Here is a 17208-nt window from a genome sequence, read left to right as displayed (position 1 = left end):
TGCCGTCTGATCCTGGTGCCAATTGCACGCGGCTGCGGCCATCCCCGGAAGAAAGCCGAGAACGAGTGCTGCGAGAGTCATCTTCAGTTTCATGCGTCACCTTTCATCTTGGGTGTCTGAAAGGGTAGCATGAATATTGCGTTTTCAATACATGTTTTGAAATTACGCACCAAAGACGCGGGCGAAGATCGTGTCGACATGCTTGGTGTGGTAATCAAGGTCGAATTTTGCGCGGATTGCCTCTTCGCTGAGCGCTGCGCGAACCTCTGCGTCGGCCAGCAGTTCATCGAGGAAATCTGCGCCGTGTTCCCAGACCTTCATCGCATTGCGCTGCACCAGCGTGTAGGCGGTCTCTCGGCTGACACCGGCTTGCGTCAGGGCCAATAGAACACGCTGGCTGTGGATCAGGCCGCGGAACTTGTTCATGTTGGCGATCATGTTGTCGGGGTAGACCACCAGCTTGTCGATCACGGCAGTCAAACGGGCGAGGGCGAAATCCAGTGTGACGGTCGCGTCCGGGCCGATCATGCGTTCGACAGAGGAATGCGAAATGTCGCGTTCATGCCAGAGCGCCACGTTTTCCATAGCCGGGACCACCGCCATACGCACCAGCCGGGCCAGACCGGTCAGGTTTTCAGTCAGCACCGGGTTGCGCTTATGTGGCATGGCCGAGGAACCCTTTTGGCCCTTGCTGAAAAACTCTTCCGCTTCCAGCACTTCGGTGCGCTGCATGTGGCGAATTTCAATGGCCACGTTTTCAATGCTGCTGGCGATCACGCCCAGCGTGGCAAAGAACATCGCATGGCGGTCGCGCGGAATGACCTGCGTGCTGATCGGTTCGGGGGCCAAGCCCATCTGCGCGCAGACATGTTCTTCGACCGCAGGGTCGATATTGGCAAAGGTGCCGACCGCGCCGGAAATCGCGCCTGTTGCCACTTCGGCGCGCGCAGCCACCAGCCGGTCGCGGTTGCGGGCCATTTCGGCATAAAACCGGGCCAGCGTCAGGCCCATGGTGGTCGGTTCGGCATGAATGCCGTGGCTGCGGCCCATGCGGATGGTGAATTTATGCTCATGGGCGCGACGCCTCAAAGCATCCAGCAGGGCATCCATATCGGCCAGAAGCAGATCGGCGGCGCGCACAAGCTGCACGTTGAAGGTGGTGTCCAGAACGTCGGAACTTGTCATACCCTGATGCACGAAGCGCGCTTCGTCATTGCCGATGATCTCTGCCAGATGCGTCAGGAACGCGATCACGTCATGCTTGGTGACGGCTTCGATCTCATCAATGCGGGCGACATCGAATTCTACATCTTTGGCTTTCCAGACCGCAGCGGCACTTTCCGCCGGGATCACACCCAATTTTGCTTGCGCATCACAGGCATGGGCCTCAATCTCATACCAAATGCGGAACTTTGTTTCCGGCGACCAGATGGCAACCATTTCGGGGCGGGAATAACGCGGGATCATGCGACAGGGCCTTTTCGTGGAACGCGGTTGCGTGCCTGATAGCCGCTTGCTGCGGGTGCTGCAAGGCAGCGGTCTTTTGCATACTATAAATTTAACATAATACTGATTATGGGCAAAATAGATCGGTCGCCATGGTTCCGCTCTTTTGCTACCCTATCTTTGGATTAAGTATCAAAGGGGTTTCATTATTTTACCCATTGTCTCCAGACAGGACTGGCGCGACACGATGTCAGCGAGCGTGGATGTCTGCATCCCGTTTTTCAAGGATGACCCTGTCCCCCTTGTCATGGAGCTGGCCTGCCAGAATGGCGCAGATCGCTACCGCCTGCTGCTATGCGATGACGGGTCGGATTTGCCGGATTTGTCGCGCCGTCTGGCCAAGGCGCTGGCAGAACATCCCGGCCCGGCCACTCTGTTCACGCTGCCCGCCAATTCTGGTCGCGCGCAGGCCCGCAATGTGATGTTGCAGGAGATCCGGTCGGACTGGGTGCTGATGCTCGATGCAGATATGTCTCTGGACCGGCCCGATTTCATCGAAACGTATCGTGCGGCGGCGCAGCGCCATGGCGATGCCTGTTGCGTTGTTGGCGGATTTCGGATCGACGCGTCCGACATCACCCCCGCAAATCGTCTGCACGCCGCGCAATCTGTGAAATCCGAATGTAAACCCGCCCGTCACCGCGCCCGCGATCCCGGTCGCTATGTCTATAGCTCGTCGGTTTTCGTTCACCGCACCATCGTCGAGCGCCACCTCTTTGACCCGCAATTTCAGGCTTGGGGATGGGAAGATGTGGAATGGGGATGGCGCATTGTGCGCGACAGCCCGGTGCATCATATCGACAATCCTGCGCGCCATCGTGGGCTGGAACCCGATGCAGTGCTGATTACGAAATATGCCGAATCCGTCGAGAATTTTCGGCGTATTCGCCGCTTGTATCCCGATAATGTGCGGCGTATGCCGATTGCGCGCGTGTCGTATCTGCTGTCTTTTCTGCCCTTTCAGCAGGTTCTGGGACGCGGCTTCAAACGGCTTGCCCTATTCGCCGGCTTGCCCATTGCGGTGCGGTTATACGCGTTGAAATTCTACCGCGCGTCCAAATATGCTTGGGTGTATCATGAATGACAGCGACCACGAACAGCGGCGGACTTTTTCGCGCCGGGTGGCGCGGCGCCTGACCGGCATGGTGCGCGTCGCGCCGTTTTTGCGGTCGGATACGCGGTTCCATCTGTCTTTCGCGTTTGATGATTGCCCCGACAGTGCCTGCACACGCGGAATAGAAATTCTTGAAGAACGGTCGCTACAGGCAACCTTTTTCATTGCGACCGGGCTGCTGGGGCAAGATGGCGTGTCCGGGCCGATCACCACGCCAAGCCGCTTGCGCGAGCTTGCCGCGCGGGGGCATGAGATCGCGCTGCACACCCATGCACATGGCGATCTGACACATGTGCCAATGGCCGAAGCGATTTCCGATATCGAGCGCAATATCAAAGCGTTGCAGGATATTCTTGGAGAGCCTCCAAGCCCGCATTTCGCCTATCCCTATGGCGAGACAACGCTGACGCTGAAACGGGCGCTTGTGCCGCATGTGACGACGGCGCGTGGCGTGCGGAGCGGTGTCAACAGAGCTTTTGCAGACCGGATGCAACTATTTGCCTGCGACCTTGGCAGCCATCGTCCCGACTATGTCGCCGCAGCTCGGCGCATGATGAAACATGCTGCAACTACAGGTGGTTGGCTGGTTATGTTCACCCATGATGTGCGTCCACACCCCAGCCCCTACGGCGTGACCCCAGAGATACTGGAAAGCCTGCTGGATGACGCGACCGCTTTGGGTGCCGAATTGCTCCCGGTGCGCGATGTCTGGGCGCGGTTATCGGGCTGAAAGTTATATTCATAACTTGCAATATATTATCTGACAAATATATAGGGGCCATGTAATGCCGCCCGCCCTGCTTCGGACACGGGCCGCCTGAACCAACGGGACCCTGCTATGCTGAAGCGTTATTTTCCGATCCTGTCATGGCTTCCCGGTTACTCTCGCGCCGATCTGACCAATGACGCGATCGCCGCCGCGGTTGTGACGATCATGCTGATCCCGCAAGGCATGGCCTATGCAATGCTGGCGGGCCTGCCGCCGCAAGCGGGGCTTTACGCGGCAATCCTGCCGTTGTTGCTTTATGCACTGTTTGGCACGTCGCGCAGTCTTGCGGTCGGGCCAGCGGCGGTGATTGCGCTTATGACAGCCGCAGCGGCAGGTGTCGTTGCCGAAACAGGCAGCGCAGAATTTCACTTCGCCGCGTTGTGGCTGGCGCTGATGTCTGGCGCCATGATGCTGTTGATGGGCCTGTTCCGTCTGGGCTTTATTGCAAGTTTTCTGTCGCATCCGGTGATGTCGGGGTTCATCACGGCCTCTGGCATCCTGATCGCAGCCAGCCAGTTGCGCCATTTGCTGGGCGCACCAATCAGCGGCAAGACATTGCCGCAAGTGGTGCCTTCTATTGTCGGAAATCTTGGCAACATGACCCCGGCCACGGTGATCCTGTCATCGGTCTTGCTGGTGTTTTTGTTCTGGTCGCGAAAGGGTGCCGCCCCGGTCCTGATGCGTCTGGGCCTGTCGGCACCAAGCGCGCGGCTTCTGGCCAAGGCAGCACTTCTGGTGGCGGTCGTCGTCTCTACCCTGCTGGTATGGGTCTTTGGGCTGGAACGCTTCGGCGTCGCGATATTGGGAGAGATCCCGCGCGGATTGCCCGATTTTGGCTTGCCGACGGTCGATCTGGACCTGATGCAACTGCTAATTGTGCCCGCCATCATGATTTCGATCGTGGGCTATGTGGAAAGCATTTCCATCGGGCAAACGCTGGCCGCCAAGAAACGCGAATCGGTCAACCCGGATAACGAGTTGATCGCGCTCGGACTGGCCAATATCGGCGCAGGCGTGTCGAATGCCATGCCGGTCACGGGTGGTTTGGCGCGCACCATCGTCAACCATGATGCGGGGGCCACGACCCCGGCGGCGGGCGCCATGACGGCATTGTCAATCGCGGCGGCGATCATGGTGTTGACGCCGCTGATGTATTTCCTGCCGCGCGCCACGCTGGCCGCGATCATCATTGTGGCGGTGCTGTCGCTGCTGGATTTCCGCGCCCTGCCCCGAACCTGGTCCTATTCCCGCGCCGATGGGGCTGCGATGGCGGCAACCATGCTGTTCACGCTGCTGGTCGGCGTAGAGCAAGGCTTGTTGGCAGGTGTTGGCCTGTCGCTGGGGCTGTTCCTGTTCCGCACCTCGCGCCCGCATATGGCGGTCGTGGGCCAAGTGGCCGGGACCGAGCATTTCCGCAATGTCGCGCGCCACAAGGTTGCCACCGACCCTACGGTTTTCGCGATCCGGGTGGACGAGTCGCTCTATTTCCCCAATGCCCGCGCGTTAGAGGATCGGATTGTGCAAGCGCTGTCCGACCAGCCGGGGCTGCGTCATGTTGTGCTGCAATGCACGGCTGTAAACTATATAGACGCCTCGGCGCTGGAAAGTCTGGAAGCGATCAACACCCGGCTGAAAGATGGTGGTGTGCAGTTTCACCTGTCGGAAGTGAAAGGCCCGGTCATGGACCAGCTAGAACGTGGCCATTTCATGGATGACCTAACGGGAGAGGTCTTTTTGACCCAGTTCGACGCAATGGTGAAGCTGTCGCCGGACCTGACAAGCGCCTGCGCCAATGAAGAACGCTGCGACACGTTGTTGCGCTCTGCATAAGGGCGCGACGGAAACCCGGTCCTGCCGCGTTTGCAGGGAACACGCGCGCACCCGTTAAACCAAAGGACCAATCCGATGTCGCTGAAAAGCACAGCTTCCCGATATGGCAGCGTTGCCATGATGTTTCACTGGCTGACCGCCTTGGCCATTCTGGCGCTGATGGTCACGGGCCAGATGATGGACGGGCTACAAGACGACGCCCGCCAGATCGCTATTTTGCAATGGCATGTGCCGATGGGGCTGGCGGTGCTTTTGCTGACGCTGGCGCGCATAGCGTGGTGGATCTTTGCTGACCGCCACCCCGCGCCCTTGGCCAGCGGCTGGCAGGGTCTGGCCGCCAAGGCGGGCCATGCCGCACTTTATGCGCTGCTATTGGTGATGACGCTGTCGGGCGTGGCCCTGATGGCGCTGTCCGGTGGCGGAGAGGTCGTGTTCTTCGGCAGCACCGCGCCCCTGCCCGAGTTCGGCGATTATCTGCCGCGCATTCCGCATGGGCTGGGCGCAAGACTGATGATCGCCCTCGTGGTGCTGCATGTGGCCGCCGCGATCTGGCACCAACGCATCAAGCGCGATGGCGCGATGACCCGCATTTTGCCCGCACGCAAGTAACACGTGCCAGAACGAAAAACGCCACCCCAAAAGGGGTGGCGTTTTCAATGGCTTGCGCCAACATCTTAAACTAAGCCTTTTAAGAGGCTTCGGTGATGAACTTCACTGCATCGCCAAAGGTCTGGATGTTTTCGGCGGCGTCATCGGGGATCTCGATCCCGAATTCCTCTTCAAAGGCCATGACCAGCTCGACCGTGTCCAGGCTGTCCGCGCCCAAATCATCGATGAAGGACGCGCCTTCTGTGATCTTGGCTTCGTCGACGCCCAAATGCTCGACAACGATCTTCTTCACCCGATCCGAGATATCGCTCATGATAGTCCTCATGTTGTTATGGCCAGCCTTGGCCCGAAAATGTCCCTCGCCCGCCCCGGCGGGCATGCGTTGCGCGCCCAATAGGGTTATTGCGCGCTTGCGTCAAGCCCCGCGTGCGCGCAGGCTTAGACCATCGCCATACCGCCATTCACATGCAGCACGGCGCCTGTGCTGTATCCTGCCTCTGGGCTGGCCAGATATAGCACCGCGCTTGCAATCTCTTCGGGGGTGCCCATGCGGCCTGCGGGAATGCGCGTGTTGATCGCGGCTTTCTGGTCATCGGTCAGCGCGTCGGTCATCGGTGTGGCAATGAAACCGGGCGCCACGCAATTGACTGTAATCCCGCGCGAGGCGACTTCCTGCGCCAGCGCCTTGGACGCGCCCACAAGCCCGGCTTTGGCCGCAGCATAGTTCATCTGGCCGGGATTGCCGGTTGCACCCACCACAGAGGTAATGTTCACCACCCTGCCCCAGCGCGCCTTCATCATGCCGCGCATGGCCGCGCGCATCAGCTTGGAGGACGCGCTGAGGTTAACGTCGATCACGTCCTGCCATTCGGCGTGGGACATGCGCATGGCAAGGTTGTCGCGGGTGATGCCGGCGTTATTCACCAGAATGTCGACGCCGCCCATTGCATCGGTGGCGGCCTTTATCAGCCCGGCCACAGCCTCTGGGTCCGACAGGTTACACGGCACAACATGCGCGCGTTCGCCTAGCTCTGCGGCCAAGGCGCTTAGCGGTGCCTCGCGTGTGCCCGACAGCGCGACCGTGGCCCCTGCCCCATGCAGCGCGCGCGCGATCGCCGCGCCAATCCCGCCCGAAGCCCCGGTAATAAGTGCGCGTTTTCCTGTCAGATCAAACATGGCGGGCCTTTCGAGCAAAAGTTGAGAGTTCATCTTGTCCTTGGCCCCTATAACAAGCACCTAGAGGGCAGGCCAAGACGAAAGCACCTTTATGACCAACCAAACTCTACTTTCCGTTTCGCAAATGCAGGCAGCATTTCAGGCCGCAGTCGCGGCAGCCGACCCCGCGGGCGGTGTTGCGCGGGCCTTTGCAGACGCGGCCTTCACCATGCCCAAGGGGCGTGTTTTCGTGCTGTCTGTTGGCAAGGCCGCAGGCGCGATGATGGATGCGGCATTAGCTGCTTTGCCCAAGCCTCATGCCGCGCTTGTGGTCACGAATTATGAGAATGCCGGCCGGGTTGACGGCGCGCGCGTGATGGCGGCAGGGCATCCTGTGCCGGATGAGAACGGGCTTCAGGCCGGGCTTGCGGTGCAAAAGATGCTGGCGCGCACCACGCGGGACGATGCGGTTCTGGTGCTGGTTTCGGGCGGTGGCTCGGCGCTTTTGCCTGCGCCCGTGTCAGGCGTGACGCTGGAGGAAAAGGCAGAGGTGAACCGCCTGCTGCTGGGCGCCGGGCTGGACATTACACAGATGAACATGGTCCGGCAGCACCTGTCGCGGCTGAAAGGCGGCGGGCTGTTGCAGACCGCAAGCCCCGCCCCTGTAACCGCCCTTATCCTGTCCGATGTGGTGGGCGACGATCTGCACGTGATCGCCTCTGGCCCGACCGTTGCGCCAATTGGCACGCGGGCCGACGCGATGCGACTGCTGGAAGATCACGGGCTTTGGGCGCGCGTGCCAGAATCGGTGCGCACGGTTCTGCGCCGTGATGACGCGCCGCACAGCTTGCCAGAGGCGGCGAATTATCTGGTCGGGTCCAACGCGCAATCGGTGGCGGCTGCGGCGCGCGCCCTGCCCGGTGCGCTGGCCGACCCGGTGCCGCTGGTGGGCGATGTGGCCGAAGCCGCCGCGCGGATCGTGGCCTTGGCCGACCGCCCCGGCGTGACCGTGCTGGGCGGGGAAACAACCGTAACCCTGCGCGGCACCGGCGCGGGCGGTCGCAATCAGGAACTGGCCCTGCGCGTCGCTCTGGCGTTGCACGGGCGGCCCGGCTGGCGCTTATTGTCCGGCGGCACGGACGGGCGCGACGGGCCAACCGATGCCGCAGGCGCCGTGGTCGATGGCGAGACGATTGCGCGCATCCAAGCCGCCGGGGGCGATGCCGACGCATTGCTGGCCAATAATGACAGCTATGCCGCCTTGGCACTTGCAAACGACCTGCTGATAACGGGTGGAACCGGCACCAATGTTGCCGATGTGCAGATTTTGGCCGTGCAGGGCTGAGCTCTGGATGCAACGGCAGATGGTGCATAGGGTGGGTGTTTGCACGCACCCTACCCTCTTGCCGAGCTGCGGGCTTTGCCCTATGCGCTTTGCCCATGACACAGCATGATTTCTGCCTCATCATCGACTTCGGCTCTCAGGTCACACAGCTGATTGCGCGGCGCCTGCGCGAGTGGAATGTCTATTGCGAAATTCACCCGTTCAACACGGTGGATGATGCGTTTTTGACCGCCCGTGCGCCGAAAGCGATCATCCTGTCGGGCGGTCCCGGTTCTGTGCCCGCACCGGGCAGCCCGCGCGCGCCGCAAATGGTGTTCGACATGGGTGTGCCCGTCTTTGGCATTTGCTATGGCCAGCAGGTGATGATGCAGCAGTTGGGTGGACAGGTCGAATCCGGCCACCACGCCGAATTTGGCCGCGCCTATATCGAACCCGCGTCGGGCCATGCGCAGGACAGCATCTTTAAGGGTCTGTTTGACCAAGGCCGCGAACAGGTCTGGATGAGCCATGGTGACCGCGTCACCGCCCTTGCGCCGGGGTTCGAGGTGATCTCTACCTCGCCCAACGCGCCCTTTGCCATTGTCGGCAACCATGACCGCCGCTTTTATGCCGTGCAGTTCCACCCCGAAGTTCACCACACGCCGAAAGGCGCGCAGATGCTGGGCAATTTCCTGACGCTTGCGGGCTTTACCGGTGATTGGACCATGGGCGCTTACCGCACTGAGGCGATTGCCAAAATCCGCGAACAAGTGGGCGACAAGCAAGTCATCTGCGGGCTGTCGGGGGGCGTGGATTCGTCTGTCGCCGCCGTGCTGATCCATGAGGCGATTGGCGACCAGCTAACCTGCGTGTTCGTGGACCACGGCTTGCTGCGGCAGAACGAGGCCGACGAGGTCGTGACCATGTTCCGCGACAATTACAACATTCCGCTTATCCATGCCGACGAATCCGACCTGTTCCTTGGCGAGCTAGAGGGCGTCAGCGACCCCGAAACCAAGCGCAAGATCATCGGGCGGCTGTTCATCGACGTGTTCCAGAAATACGCCAGCCAGATCGATGGCGCAGAGTTTCTGGCCCAGGGCACGCTCTATCCCGATGTGATCGAATCGGTGTCGTTCAGCGGTGGCCCCTCTGTCACGATCAAATCGCACCATAATGTGGGCGGTTTGCCCGAAAAGATGGGGCTGAAACTGGTTGAACCCTTGCGTGAGCTGTTCAAGGATGAAGTGCGCGCCTTGGGCCGCGAGTTGGGCCTGCCCGCCAGCTTCATTGGCCGCCACCCCTTCCCCGGTCCGGGTCTGGCCATCCGCTGCCCCGGAGAGATCACGCGCGAGAAGCTGGATATCCTGCGCCGCGCCGATGCGGTCTATATCGACCAGATCCGCAAACATGGCCTGTATGATGAGATCTGGCAGGCCTTTGCCGCCATTTTGCCCATGCGCACCGTGGGCGTGATGGGCGATGGGCGGACCTATGATTTCGCGCTGGCGCTGCGGGCGGTCACAAGTGTCGATGGCATGACGGCGGATTACTACCCGTTCACGCATGAATTCCTTGGGGAAACCTCGACCCGCATTATCAATGAAGTGCGCGGCATTAACCGGGTCTTCTACGATTGCACCAGCAAACCGCCGGGCACAATCGAACTGGAATGATCGCCACCGCGCTTAGGCTGCGTCCATAGTCTGGCGATATCGATCCAGCACAGCCCGGCGCAGCGTTGTTTCCAGCGCGGGGTCTGCCAATTCGGTCGCGCGGGCGTTGGCCTGCGCGATGGTCGCCTTGCAACTGACAGGGTTCGCGCGGGCCCATGCCAGCTTGTCGCTCAGGTCCGACAGATCATTGGCCAGCGGCACATAATGTTCCCAGGCCGTAAGCGCGCCACAAAAGCAGACAAGGCAGTCCAACTCCTGCGACACTACAAGGCAGTTGGAATGCAACAGCCATGGCAAGTTCGAGGCATAATCCTTGCCGCCGATGGCAAGTTGGTAACGCAAGCGGGTCATATCGGCCCGCGTCATCTTGCGGCACAGCTTGTAGCCGAAGGCCGCCACCGAGGGTTGTCCGGACGGTTGCACGAAGCCCCGCAAGGTAATCCAGCCCTGCGCGTCTTGCTTCAGCCCATTCGAAATGCGCGAATTGAACAGGATGCGCTTTTCGCGCTGGAGCATCTTGGCAATACCGGCCCGGTCCCAATGCAGGGAACGTGCCCATGCGGACGGAAACCGATGCTCCAGAAAAAGATCGCGCAACACATCATGGTTCGGCGTCGATTCGCCCTGATCTTGCGATTTTATCGGGGGCATGTGCTGTTTCAAAAGCTCTTTCGCGGCTTTTGCGGCCATGCTACAGTTTTCGACAAGGCAGTTGAAGCTGCCGAGAAAAATCAGGTTCGGCCAATCGGAGTGACCGATTGAAACCGAATTCATCTAGGGAGAACATTATGAAGAATTTGCTTCTCGCCAGCACCGCGCTGGTCTTGTCCGCTGGCATAGCCTCGGCCCAAGAGGTCAAAATGGGCGTGCTTCTGGGCTATACTGGCCCGATCGAAGACATCACGCCTTACATGGCTGACAGCGCCGAACTGGCCATGAAGGAAATCAGCGACAGCGGCCTGTTTCTGGGCGGGGCAACCATCACGCCCGTGCGCGCCGATTCGACCTGTGTCGACAGCTCTGCCGCGCAAGCCGCAGCCGAGCGTCTGATCTCTTCCGATGGCATTGTCGCCATGGTGGGGGCTGATTGTTCCGGCGTAACCATGGCCGTGTTGCAAAACGTGGCGATGTCGGCGGGTGTGCCGATGATCTCGCCCTCTGCGACCTCGCCTGCGTTCACCACGACAGACTCGAACGGTCTGTTCTTCCGGACTGCACCGTCCGATGCGCGCCAAGGGGTGATCCTGGCCAATATCGTGCTGGAGCGTGGCTTTGACACCGTGGCGCTGACGCATACCAACAACGATTACGGCTCTGGTTTTGCGACGGCCTTTGCCGAAGCCTACACCGCTGCGGGTGGCACCATCACCACCACCGTCCCGCATGAAGAAGCCAAGGGCGACTATTCCGCCGAAGTTGGCACGCTGGCTGCCGCTGGTGGCGATGCGCTAGTCATCTTGGGCTACACTGATGGCGGCGGCTCGACCCTGCGCACGGCTTACGAGCTGGGCGCGTTCGAGCAGTTCTTCATGGGTGACGGGATGTATGGCGATGCGCTTATCGCCAATACCGGCGAAGCGCTGGAAGGCACCGTGGGCACCATTCCGTGGGCGCAGGGTGATGGCGCAGAAGCATTTGCCGCCTTGGCCGAAGCCGCAGGCGTCCGCGGCGACAGCAGCTACACCCGCGAAAGCTACGACGCTGCCGCGATTCTTGCGCTGGCTGCGCAGGCCGCAGGCGAAGCCACACCTGCCGGTATTGCCGCCAATGTGCTGGCTGTTGCCAACGCACCGGGCGAGCCAATCCTGCCCGGCGAATTGGCCAAGGGTCTGGAAATCTTGGCCAATGGCGGCGAGATCGACTATGTCGGCGCGACCAATGTCGAGCTGGTCGGCCCCGGCGAAGCCTCTGGCAGCTTCCGTGAATACATCGTAGAAGGTGGCGAATACACCACGGTCAAGTTCCACTAAGCAATTGGTATAAAATCGTTTTGCGGCCTAAGGGCATACCCTTGGGCCGCAAGCCATATTGGGGGCCAGCCACATGTCCATGATCCGGGTGGAAAACCTGCACAAGCATTTCGGCGGGTTTCATGCTGTCGATGGCGCCACATTGGAAATTGCCGAAGGGTCCATAACCGGGCTGATCGGCCCGAACGGCGCGGGCAAGACGACGCTGTTCAACGTGATTGCGGGCGTGCTGCCGCCGACATCGGGCAAGGTCATCATGAAGGGTGAGGACATTACCGGCCTGCCCCCGCATGAATTGTTTCACAAAGGGCTGTTGCGCACCTTTCAGATCGCGCATGAATTTCATTCCATGACGGTGCGCGAGAACCTGATGATGGTGCCGCCGCGCCAGTCGGGCGAAAACCTGTGGGATGCTTGGTTTAAGGGTGCAAAGGTCGCGCAGGAAGAAGAGGCCATTCGGCGGCGCGCCAATGAAGTGCTGGAATTTCTGACCATCGACCACATTGCCGATGAGAAAGCGGGCCAGATTTCGGGCGGGCAGAAAAAGCTGCTGGAACTGGGTCGCACCATGATGACCGACGCCAAGATCGTCTTTCTGGACGAGGTCGGCGCCGGCGTGAACCGCACGCTTCTGAACACCATTGCCGATGCCATTGTGCGGTTGAACAAGGAACAGGGCTACACCTTCGTCGTGATTGAACATGACATGGATTTCATCGGCCGCATTTGCGACCCGGTGATCTGTATGGCCGAAGGCAAGGTCTTGGCCGAAGGCACGCTGGACCAGATCAAGGCCAATGAGCAGGTGATCGAGGCTTATTTGGGCACCGGGTTGAAGAATAAGGTCAAGGATGGCGCGGCATGAGCGCGGTCGCTTGTGGTTGTTCGGCGGATTTGAGTATTTTTGGCAAGATGAAGTGGCTGGGGTTAGAACATGGCTGAGCCTTTCCTGATCGGTGACGCCATGACCGGCGGTTATGGCGGCGCGGATATTCTGCATGATTGCACAATTGCCGTGGAAAAAGGCCAGATCGCAGTCATCGTTGGCCCAAATGGCGCGGGCAAATCAACCGCCATGAAGGCCGTGTTCGGCATGCTGAAGCTGCGGATGGGCGCGGTGCGGCTGGAGGGCGAGGATATTACCGCCCTGACCCCACAAGCACGCGTGGCCAAGGGCATGGGCTTTGTGCCGCAAACAAGCAATATCTTTCCGTCCATGACGGTCGAGGAAAACCTTGAGATGGGCGCGTTCATCCGCCGCGACGATATCGCCGCCACGATGGAGCAGGTTTACACGTTGTTCCCCATCCTGCGCGACAAGCGCGGACAGGCTGCGGGCGAACTCAGCGGCGGTCAGCGCCAACAGGTCGCCGTGGGCCGCGCGCTGATGACCCAGCCAAAGGTGTTGATGCTGGACGAGCCAACCGCAGGCGTCAGCCCCATCGTGATGGATGAGTTGTTTGACCGCATTATCGAGATCGCGCGCACCGGAATTTCCATTCTGATGGTCGAACAGAACGCCCGCCAAGCGCTGGAGATTGCCGATAAGGGCTATGTTCTGGTGCAAGGTGCCAACCGCTACACCGACACCGGGCAGGCCCTGTTGGCCGACCCGGATGTGCGCAAATCCTTCTTGGGGGGCTGACGGCCATGGAATTTCTGAACGCGCTCGTCAGCCTGTCGAATTTCATGCTGATCCCGGCTTTGGCCTATGGCAGCCAGTTGGCGCTTGGCGCTTTGGGGATTACGCTGATCTATTCCATCCTGCGCTTTGCCCATTTTGCCCATGGCGACACGATGGCGCTTGGCACGGCGGCTGTGATCGGTGGCACCTTCGCGCTGCAAGGCGCGGGTGTCAGCATTGCGCCATTACCGACGGCGCTTTTGGCCGTGCCCATCGGGGTTGTGGCGATGGTGCTGTATCTGCTGGCCGCCGACCGCTTGGTGTATCGCTACTACCGCCGGGTGCGCGCGAAGCCGATGATCTTCGTCATGGCCTCGCTTGGCGTTATGTTCGTGACCAACGGTATCACCCGCCTGTTCATGGGCGTGGGCGAAACCCGCTTCGAGGATGGCGCGCGCTTTGTGTTCAGCGTGCGCGATTTCCGCGCCTTCACCGGGCTCTCAGAGGGTCTGGCCTTGCGCAATGCCCAAGCCATTACCATCGTCACCGCGCTGATCGTGATGGTTGCGCTGTTCTGGTTCCTGAACCGCACCCGCGCCGGAAAATCCATGCGCGCCTATTCCGATAACGAGGATCTGGCGCTTCTGTCGGGCATAAACCCCGAACGGGTGGTCACGATCACATGGGTGATTACCGGCATTCTGCTGGTGCTGGCCGGCACGCTTTACGGGTTGGACAAGGGCTTTCGCGCTTTCAACTATTTCCAGCTTCTGCTGCCGATGTTCGCGGCCGCCATTCTGGGCGGGCTGGGCAACCCCTTGGGCGCGATTGTCGGTGCCTATGTGGTCGCGTTTGCCGAAATGGGCGTGACCTTCGCGTGGCGGCGCGTGGCAAGTTACCTGCTGCCGGACGGTTTTGAGCCTTCGGGCATGGTTCAGCTTTTGCCGGTGGATTACAAATTCGCCGTAACCTTCATGATCCTTGTTATCGTGTTGCTGTTCCGGCCCACGGGTATCTTCAAGGGGAAAGTTCTATGACGGCGCGCGGATATATTTTGTTCGCTCTGATGGCGCTGGCATTGGCCGGTGTGGGTGCGTTCCAAAGCTGGCAACTGGCCATCACGATCCTGAATATGAGCCTGATTTCCGCCATCATGGCCTTGGGCGTGAACATGCAATGGGGCTATGCGGGCCTGTTCAACGTGGGCATCATGGGCTTTACCGCCGTGGGCGGCTTGGCCGTGGTGCTGGTCGCGCAACCCCCGGTGCCAGAGGCATGGGCCGCAGGCGGTCTGGGCGCGCTTCTGGGGCTGCTTTTGGGTGTGGCCAGTATTCTGGCCGCCGTGGTCGTGTATCAGCGCTTGCCCAAGGGGCGGTTGCGGGGCTTGGCCGTGTTCGCTGTGCTGGTGGTGGGATATTTCATAACCTCTGCCGTGTTCGGCCCGGCCACGCAAGCGATCGAGGCGGTGAACCCCGCGTCCGAGGGCTACTTGGGCGGGCTGGGCCTGCCGGTGGTTCTGGCTTGGCCCGTGGGCGCGCTGTTTGCCGCCGGTGTCGCGTGGCTGGTGGGCAAGGTCAGCCTGGGCCTGCGGTCCGACTATCTGGCCATTGCCACGCTTGGCATTTCCGAAATCGTCATCGCCGTGCTGAAGTTTGAGGGCTGGATGTCGCGCGGCGTCAATAACGTGACCGGCATTGACCGCCCCGTCACCCGCCCGGTGGACCTGCAAGCCGCGCCTTGGGTGCAATCGCTGGCCGAAACGCTGGGCTGGGGCGTGGGCCAGACCGCCTCTGTCGTGTCTGGTCTTGGCTATGCCGGGCTGTTCATTCTGGTGCTGGGCGTGCTGATCTGGCTGTCGGAACGCGCGTGGAATTCGCCCTGGGGCCGGATGATGCGCGCGATCCGCGACAATGAAGTGTCGGCCCGCGCGATGGGCAAGGACGTGAAACAGCGCCATCTTGCCATTTTCGTGCTTGGCTCTGCCGTGTGCGGGCTGGCAGGTGCGATGATGGTGTCTATGGACGGCCAGCTTACACCGGGCAGCTATGAACCTTTGCGCTTCACCTTCCTGATCTGGGTCATGGTCATTGTCGGAGGGTCTGGCAACAACTGGGGCGCGGTGCTGGGCGGGTTTGTGATCTGGTTCTTGTGGGTGCAGGTCGAACCCGCCGGGCGCTGGTTCATGGAACTGGTCACATCGGGCATGGCGGACGGGTCGGACCTGAAGGCGCATTTGCTTGGCTCTGCCAGCTATATGCGGCTTCTGACCATGGGCGTGGCGCTTCTGCTGATGCTGCGCTTTGCCCCGCGCGGGTTGATCCCGGAACGCTGATGCATGCGATCCTGCTTCCGGCGGCGGGCGCGTCCTCGCGGATGCGGGGGCGCGACAAGCTGCTGGAGCAGGTGGACGGTGTGTCGCTGCTGCGCCGGTCTGCGTTGCGGGCAAAGGCCACGGGGGTGGCGGTGGCCGTCACGTTGCCCCTTGGTAGCCCGCGCCGTGATGCGTTGGACGGGCTGGACCTGACATTGTTAGAACTTGACGCAACCGAAGGCATGGCCGCCAGCCTGCGTGCGGGGGCGGCTTGGGCGTTGCAGACAGGCGCGCAGGCGCTGATGATCGCCCTGCCCGACATGCCCGACATCACGACACAAGACATGCAGGCGCTGTTCGACAGGCAGACCGAGATCCCCGACACCCCGTTGCGCGCGGCGACGGATGATGGACAGCCCGGCCACCCTGTTATTCTGCCGCGCAAAGTGTTGGCCAAATTAAGCGGCCTGCAAGGGGACGAAGGCGCGCGGGCAATCCTGAAAGACCACCCGCCGCAGCTGCACCCCCTGCCCGGTCAGCGCGCCCTGACCGATCTGGACACGCCAGAGGCCTGGGCGGCTTGGAGAGCAGAAAACTAGTCGCGCTTGCCGAACAGCACTTTCTGCGCGTCCTTGTCGGTTGTCACATCGCTGCGCTGATCGGCGGCCAAGGCGCGCCCCTTTTGCACCGCCGGGCGTGCGCCGACCTCCTCCAACCATCGGTTCAGATGCGGCTTGTCGTCGAGCGTTTGCTCTTGCCCTTCCCACAGCGTGGCCCAGGGCCAGATCGCCATATCGGCAATCGAGTAAAAATCACCGGCAACATAGCGGTTCTCGGCAAGTTGCTTGTTCAGCACGCCCAACAGGCGCCCGGTTTCATTGCGGTAGCGGTCCTTGGCATAGGGCAGATCATTGGGCGGGTCCATCGCGGGGGCGTATTTCAGGAAATGATGCGCTTGCCCCGCCATCGGGCCAAGCCCGCCCATTTGCCACATCAACCATTGGTCCACCGCAATGCGGTCGCGTTCGGTCGGGCCACCGAACTGGCCGGTCTTGCGCGCCAGATATTGCAGGATCGCACCCGACTCGAAGATCGAAATCGGCGCGCCATCCGGCCCGTCCGGGTCCACAATGGCAGGCATCCGATTGTTCGGCGCGATCTTCAGAAACTCTGGCTTGAACTGGTCGCCTGCGCCGATATTGACGAAATGCACATCATAGGGCAGCCCCATTTCTTCCAGCGCGATAGAGATTTTCCAGCCATTCGGCGTGGGCCAATAGTGCAGATCAATGGTCATGATGCGTCCTTTGCGTGTGCGTT

17 protein-coding genes are annotated in these 17208 nt (G+C 60.9%); 12 read left to right on the top strand and 5 right to left on the bottom strand.

The genetic code is table 11. The features are described 5' to 3' along the window. Positions 1 to 162: 162 nt before the first annotated feature. Complete coding sequence (gene purB, locus M3N55_RS11085) at positions 163 to 1467, bottom strand: adenylosuccinate lyase (RefSeq protein WP_249058863.1); 1305 nt, start codon at positions 1465 to 1467, stop codon at positions 163 to 165. 226 nt (positions 1468 to 1693) lie between these two features. Here purB and M3N55_RS11080 point away from each other — a divergent pair, with 226 nt between their 5' ends. From M3N55_RS11080 to M3N55_RS11065, 4 genes are all read left to right on the top strand, one after another. Beyond that, positions 1694 to 2590 (top strand): glycosyltransferase family 2 protein, encoded by an 897-nt coding sequence (locus M3N55_RS11080; protein ID WP_249058861.1) that lies wholly within the window; start codon positions 1694 to 1696, stop codon positions 2588 to 2590. Continuing rightward, positions 2583 to 3350: a polysaccharide deacetylase family protein gene (locus tag M3N55_RS11075; protein WP_249058858.1), complete on the top strand. Its 768-nt coding sequence runs from the start codon at positions 2583 to 2585 to the stop codon at positions 3348 to 3350. The genes M3N55_RS11080 and M3N55_RS11075 overlap by 8 nt, the downstream gene beginning before the upstream one ends. A gap of 108 nt (positions 3351 to 3458) precedes the next feature. Continuing rightward, positions 3459 to 5219 carry a SulP family inorganic anion transporter gene (locus M3N55_RS11070; protein ID WP_249058849.1) on the top strand — a complete coding sequence of 587 codons (1761 nt, stop codon included), beginning with the start codon at positions 3459 to 3461 and terminating at the stop codon, positions 5217 to 5219. Positions 5220 to 5294: 75 nt separating this feature from the next. After that, positions 5295 to 5828: a cytochrome b gene (locus M3N55_RS11065; protein ID WP_249058847.1), complete on the top strand. Its 534-nt coding sequence runs from the start codon at positions 5295 to 5297 to the stop codon at positions 5826 to 5828. Between the two features lie 79 nt (positions 5829 to 5907). Here the strand turns inward: M3N55_RS11065 and M3N55_RS11060 are convergent, their stop codons facing one another. Continuing rightward, complete coding sequence (locus M3N55_RS11060; protein WP_249058845.1) at positions 5908 to 6141, bottom strand: acyl carrier protein; 234 nt, start codon at positions 6139 to 6141, stop codon at positions 5908 to 5910. Between the two features lie 125 nt (positions 6142 to 6266). After that, positions 6267 to 7004, bottom strand: coding sequence for a 3-oxoacyl-[acyl-carrier-protein] reductase (fabG, locus tag M3N55_RS11055; RefSeq protein ID WP_249058842.1), 738 nt, complete (start codon positions 7002 to 7004; stop codon positions 6267 to 6269). Positions 7005 to 7095: 91 nt separating this feature from the next. Between fabG and M3N55_RS11050 the strand changes: the two genes are divergently transcribed. Together M3N55_RS11050 and guaA are read left to right on the top strand one after the other, a co-directional pair. After that, the gene (locus M3N55_RS11050) at positions 7096 to 8328 is read left to right on the top strand and encodes a glycerate kinase type-2 family protein (RefSeq protein WP_249058839.1); all 1233 of its coding nucleotides are present in this window, start codon (positions 7096 to 7098) and stop codon (positions 8326 to 8328) included. A gap of 95 nt (positions 8329 to 8423) precedes the next feature. Next, complete coding sequence (gene guaA / locus M3N55_RS11045) at positions 8424 to 9983, top strand: glutamine-hydrolyzing GMP synthase (RefSeq protein ID WP_249058830.1); 1560 nt, start codon at positions 8424 to 8426, stop codon at positions 9981 to 9983. Positions 9984 to 9995: 12 nt separating this feature from the next. Here guaA and M3N55_RS11040 read toward each other — a convergent pair whose 3' ends face one another. Then, entirely contained in the window at positions 9996 to 10757 is a 762-nt protein-coding gene (locus M3N55_RS11040) for a glycosyl transferase family 90 (protein ID WP_249058828.1), read from the bottom strand. A 14-nt stretch (positions 10758 to 10771) separates the two neighbouring features. On the opposite strand from M3N55_RS11040, the gene M3N55_RS11035 reads away from it, so the two are divergent. From M3N55_RS11035 to M3N55_RS11010, 6 genes are all read left to right on the top strand, one after another. Further along, a complete protein-coding gene (locus M3N55_RS11035) occupies positions 10772 to 11953 on the top strand; it encodes an ABC transporter substrate-binding protein (RefSeq protein ID WP_249058826.1) in 1182 nt (393 codons plus the stop codon). 79 nt (positions 11954 to 12032) lie between these two features. Beyond that, positions 12033 to 12818: an ABC transporter ATP-binding protein gene (locus tag M3N55_RS11030; RefSeq protein WP_249059054.1), complete on the top strand. Its 786-nt coding sequence runs from the start codon at positions 12033 to 12035 to the stop codon at positions 12816 to 12818. Positions 12819 to 12887: 69 nt separating this feature from the next. Then, positions 12888 to 13598 carry an ABC transporter ATP-binding protein gene (locus M3N55_RS11025; protein ID WP_249058823.1) on the top strand — a complete coding sequence of 237 codons (711 nt, stop codon included), beginning with the start codon at positions 12888 to 12890 and terminating at the stop codon, positions 13596 to 13598. A 5-nt stretch (positions 13599 to 13603) separates the two neighbouring features. Then, positions 13604 to 14614: a branched-chain amino acid ABC transporter permease gene (locus M3N55_RS11020; protein ID WP_249058821.1), complete on the top strand. Its 1011-nt coding sequence runs from the start codon at positions 13604 to 13606 to the stop codon at positions 14612 to 14614. After that, positions 14611 to 15909, top strand: coding sequence for a branched-chain amino acid ABC transporter permease (locus M3N55_RS11015; protein WP_249058809.1), 1299 nt, complete (start codon positions 14611 to 14613; stop codon positions 15907 to 15909). Before M3N55_RS11020 ends, M3N55_RS11015 begins: the two co-directional genes overlap by 4 nt. Then, positions 15909 to 16487, top strand: coding sequence for a nucleotidyltransferase family protein (locus tag M3N55_RS11010; RefSeq protein ID WP_249058806.1), 579 nt, complete (start codon positions 15909 to 15911; stop codon positions 16485 to 16487). The genes M3N55_RS11015 and M3N55_RS11010 overlap by 1 nt, the downstream gene beginning before the upstream one ends. Here M3N55_RS11010 and M3N55_RS11005 read toward each other — a convergent pair. Then, on the bottom strand, positions 16484 to 17185 hold the full coding sequence (locus M3N55_RS11005; RefSeq protein ID WP_249058802.1) for a glutathione S-transferase N-terminal domain-containing protein: 702 nt from the start codon (positions 17183 to 17185) through the stop codon (positions 16484 to 16486). The genes M3N55_RS11010 and M3N55_RS11005 overlap by 4 nt on opposite strands. Positions 17186 to 17208: the final 23 nt, after the last annotated feature.

Origin of the sequence: Roseinatronobacter domitianus (assembly GCF_023336755.1) — a bacterium.
GTDB classification, from domain to species: domain Bacteria; phylum Pseudomonadota; class Alphaproteobacteria; order Rhodobacterales; family Rhodobacteraceae; genus Roseinatronobacter; species Roseinatronobacter domitianus.
The sequence above is the reverse complement of the archived record's forward strand: the minus strand, read 5'-3'. Positions and strand labels throughout refer to the sequence as shown.

Bases quoted from the DNA above. Each gene is read 5' to 3' on its own strand.
- purB (WP_249058863.1), bottom strand. From the start codon at position 1,467: ATGATCCCGCGTTATTCCCGCCCCGAAATGGTTGCCATCTGGTCGCCG.
- M3N55_RS11080 (WP_249058861.1), top strand. From the start codon at position 1,694: ATGTCAGCGAGCGTGGATGTCTGCATCCCGTTTTTCAAGGATGACCCT.
- M3N55_RS11075 (WP_249058858.1), top strand. From the start codon at position 2,583: ATGAATGACAGCGACCACGAACAGCGGCGGACTTTTTCGCGCCGGGTG.
- M3N55_RS11070 (WP_249058849.1), top strand. From the start codon at position 3,459: ATGCTGAAGCGTTATTTTCCGATCCTGTCATGGCTTCCCGGTTACTCT.
- M3N55_RS11065 (WP_249058847.1), top strand. From the start codon at position 5,295: ATGTCGCTGAAAAGCACAGCTTCCCGATATGGCAGCGTTGCCATGATG.
- M3N55_RS11060 (WP_249058845.1), bottom strand. From the start codon at position 6,141: ATGAGCGATATCTCGGATCGGGTGAAGAAGATCGTTGTCGAGCATTTG.
- fabG (WP_249058842.1), bottom strand. From the start codon at position 7,004: ATGTTTGATCTGACAGGAAAACGCGCACTTATTACCGGGGCTTCGGGC.
- M3N55_RS11050 (WP_249058839.1), top strand. From the start codon at position 7,096: ATGACCAACCAAACTCTACTTTCCGTTTCGCAAATGCAGGCAGCATTT.
- guaA (WP_249058830.1), top strand. From the start codon at position 8,424: ATGACACAGCATGATTTCTGCCTCATCATCGACTTCGGCTCTCAGGTC.
- M3N55_RS11040 (WP_249058828.1), bottom strand. From the start codon at position 10,757: ATGAATTCGGTTTCAATCGGTCACTCCGATTGGCCGAACCTGATTTTT.
- M3N55_RS11035 (WP_249058826.1), top strand. From the start codon at position 10,772: ATGAAGAATTTGCTTCTCGCCAGCACCGCGCTGGTCTTGTCCGCTGGC.
- M3N55_RS11030 (WP_249059054.1), top strand. From the start codon at position 12,033: ATGATCCGGGTGGAAAACCTGCACAAGCATTTCGGCGGGTTTCATGCT.
- M3N55_RS11025 (WP_249058823.1), top strand. From the start codon at position 12,888: ATGGCTGAGCCTTTCCTGATCGGTGACGCCATGACCGGCGGTTATGGC.
- M3N55_RS11020 (WP_249058821.1), top strand. From the start codon at position 13,604: ATGGAATTTCTGAACGCGCTCGTCAGCCTGTCGAATTTCATGCTGATC.
- M3N55_RS11015 (WP_249058809.1), top strand. From the start codon at position 14,611: ATGACGGCGCGCGGATATATTTTGTTCGCTCTGATGGCGCTGGCATTG.
- M3N55_RS11010 (WP_249058806.1), top strand. From the start codon at position 15,909: ATGCATGCGATCCTGCTTCCGGCGGCGGGCGCGTCCTCGCGGATGCGG.
- M3N55_RS11005 (WP_249058802.1), bottom strand. From the start codon at position 17,185: ATGACCATTGATCTGCACTATTGGCCCACGCCGAATGGCTGGAAAATC.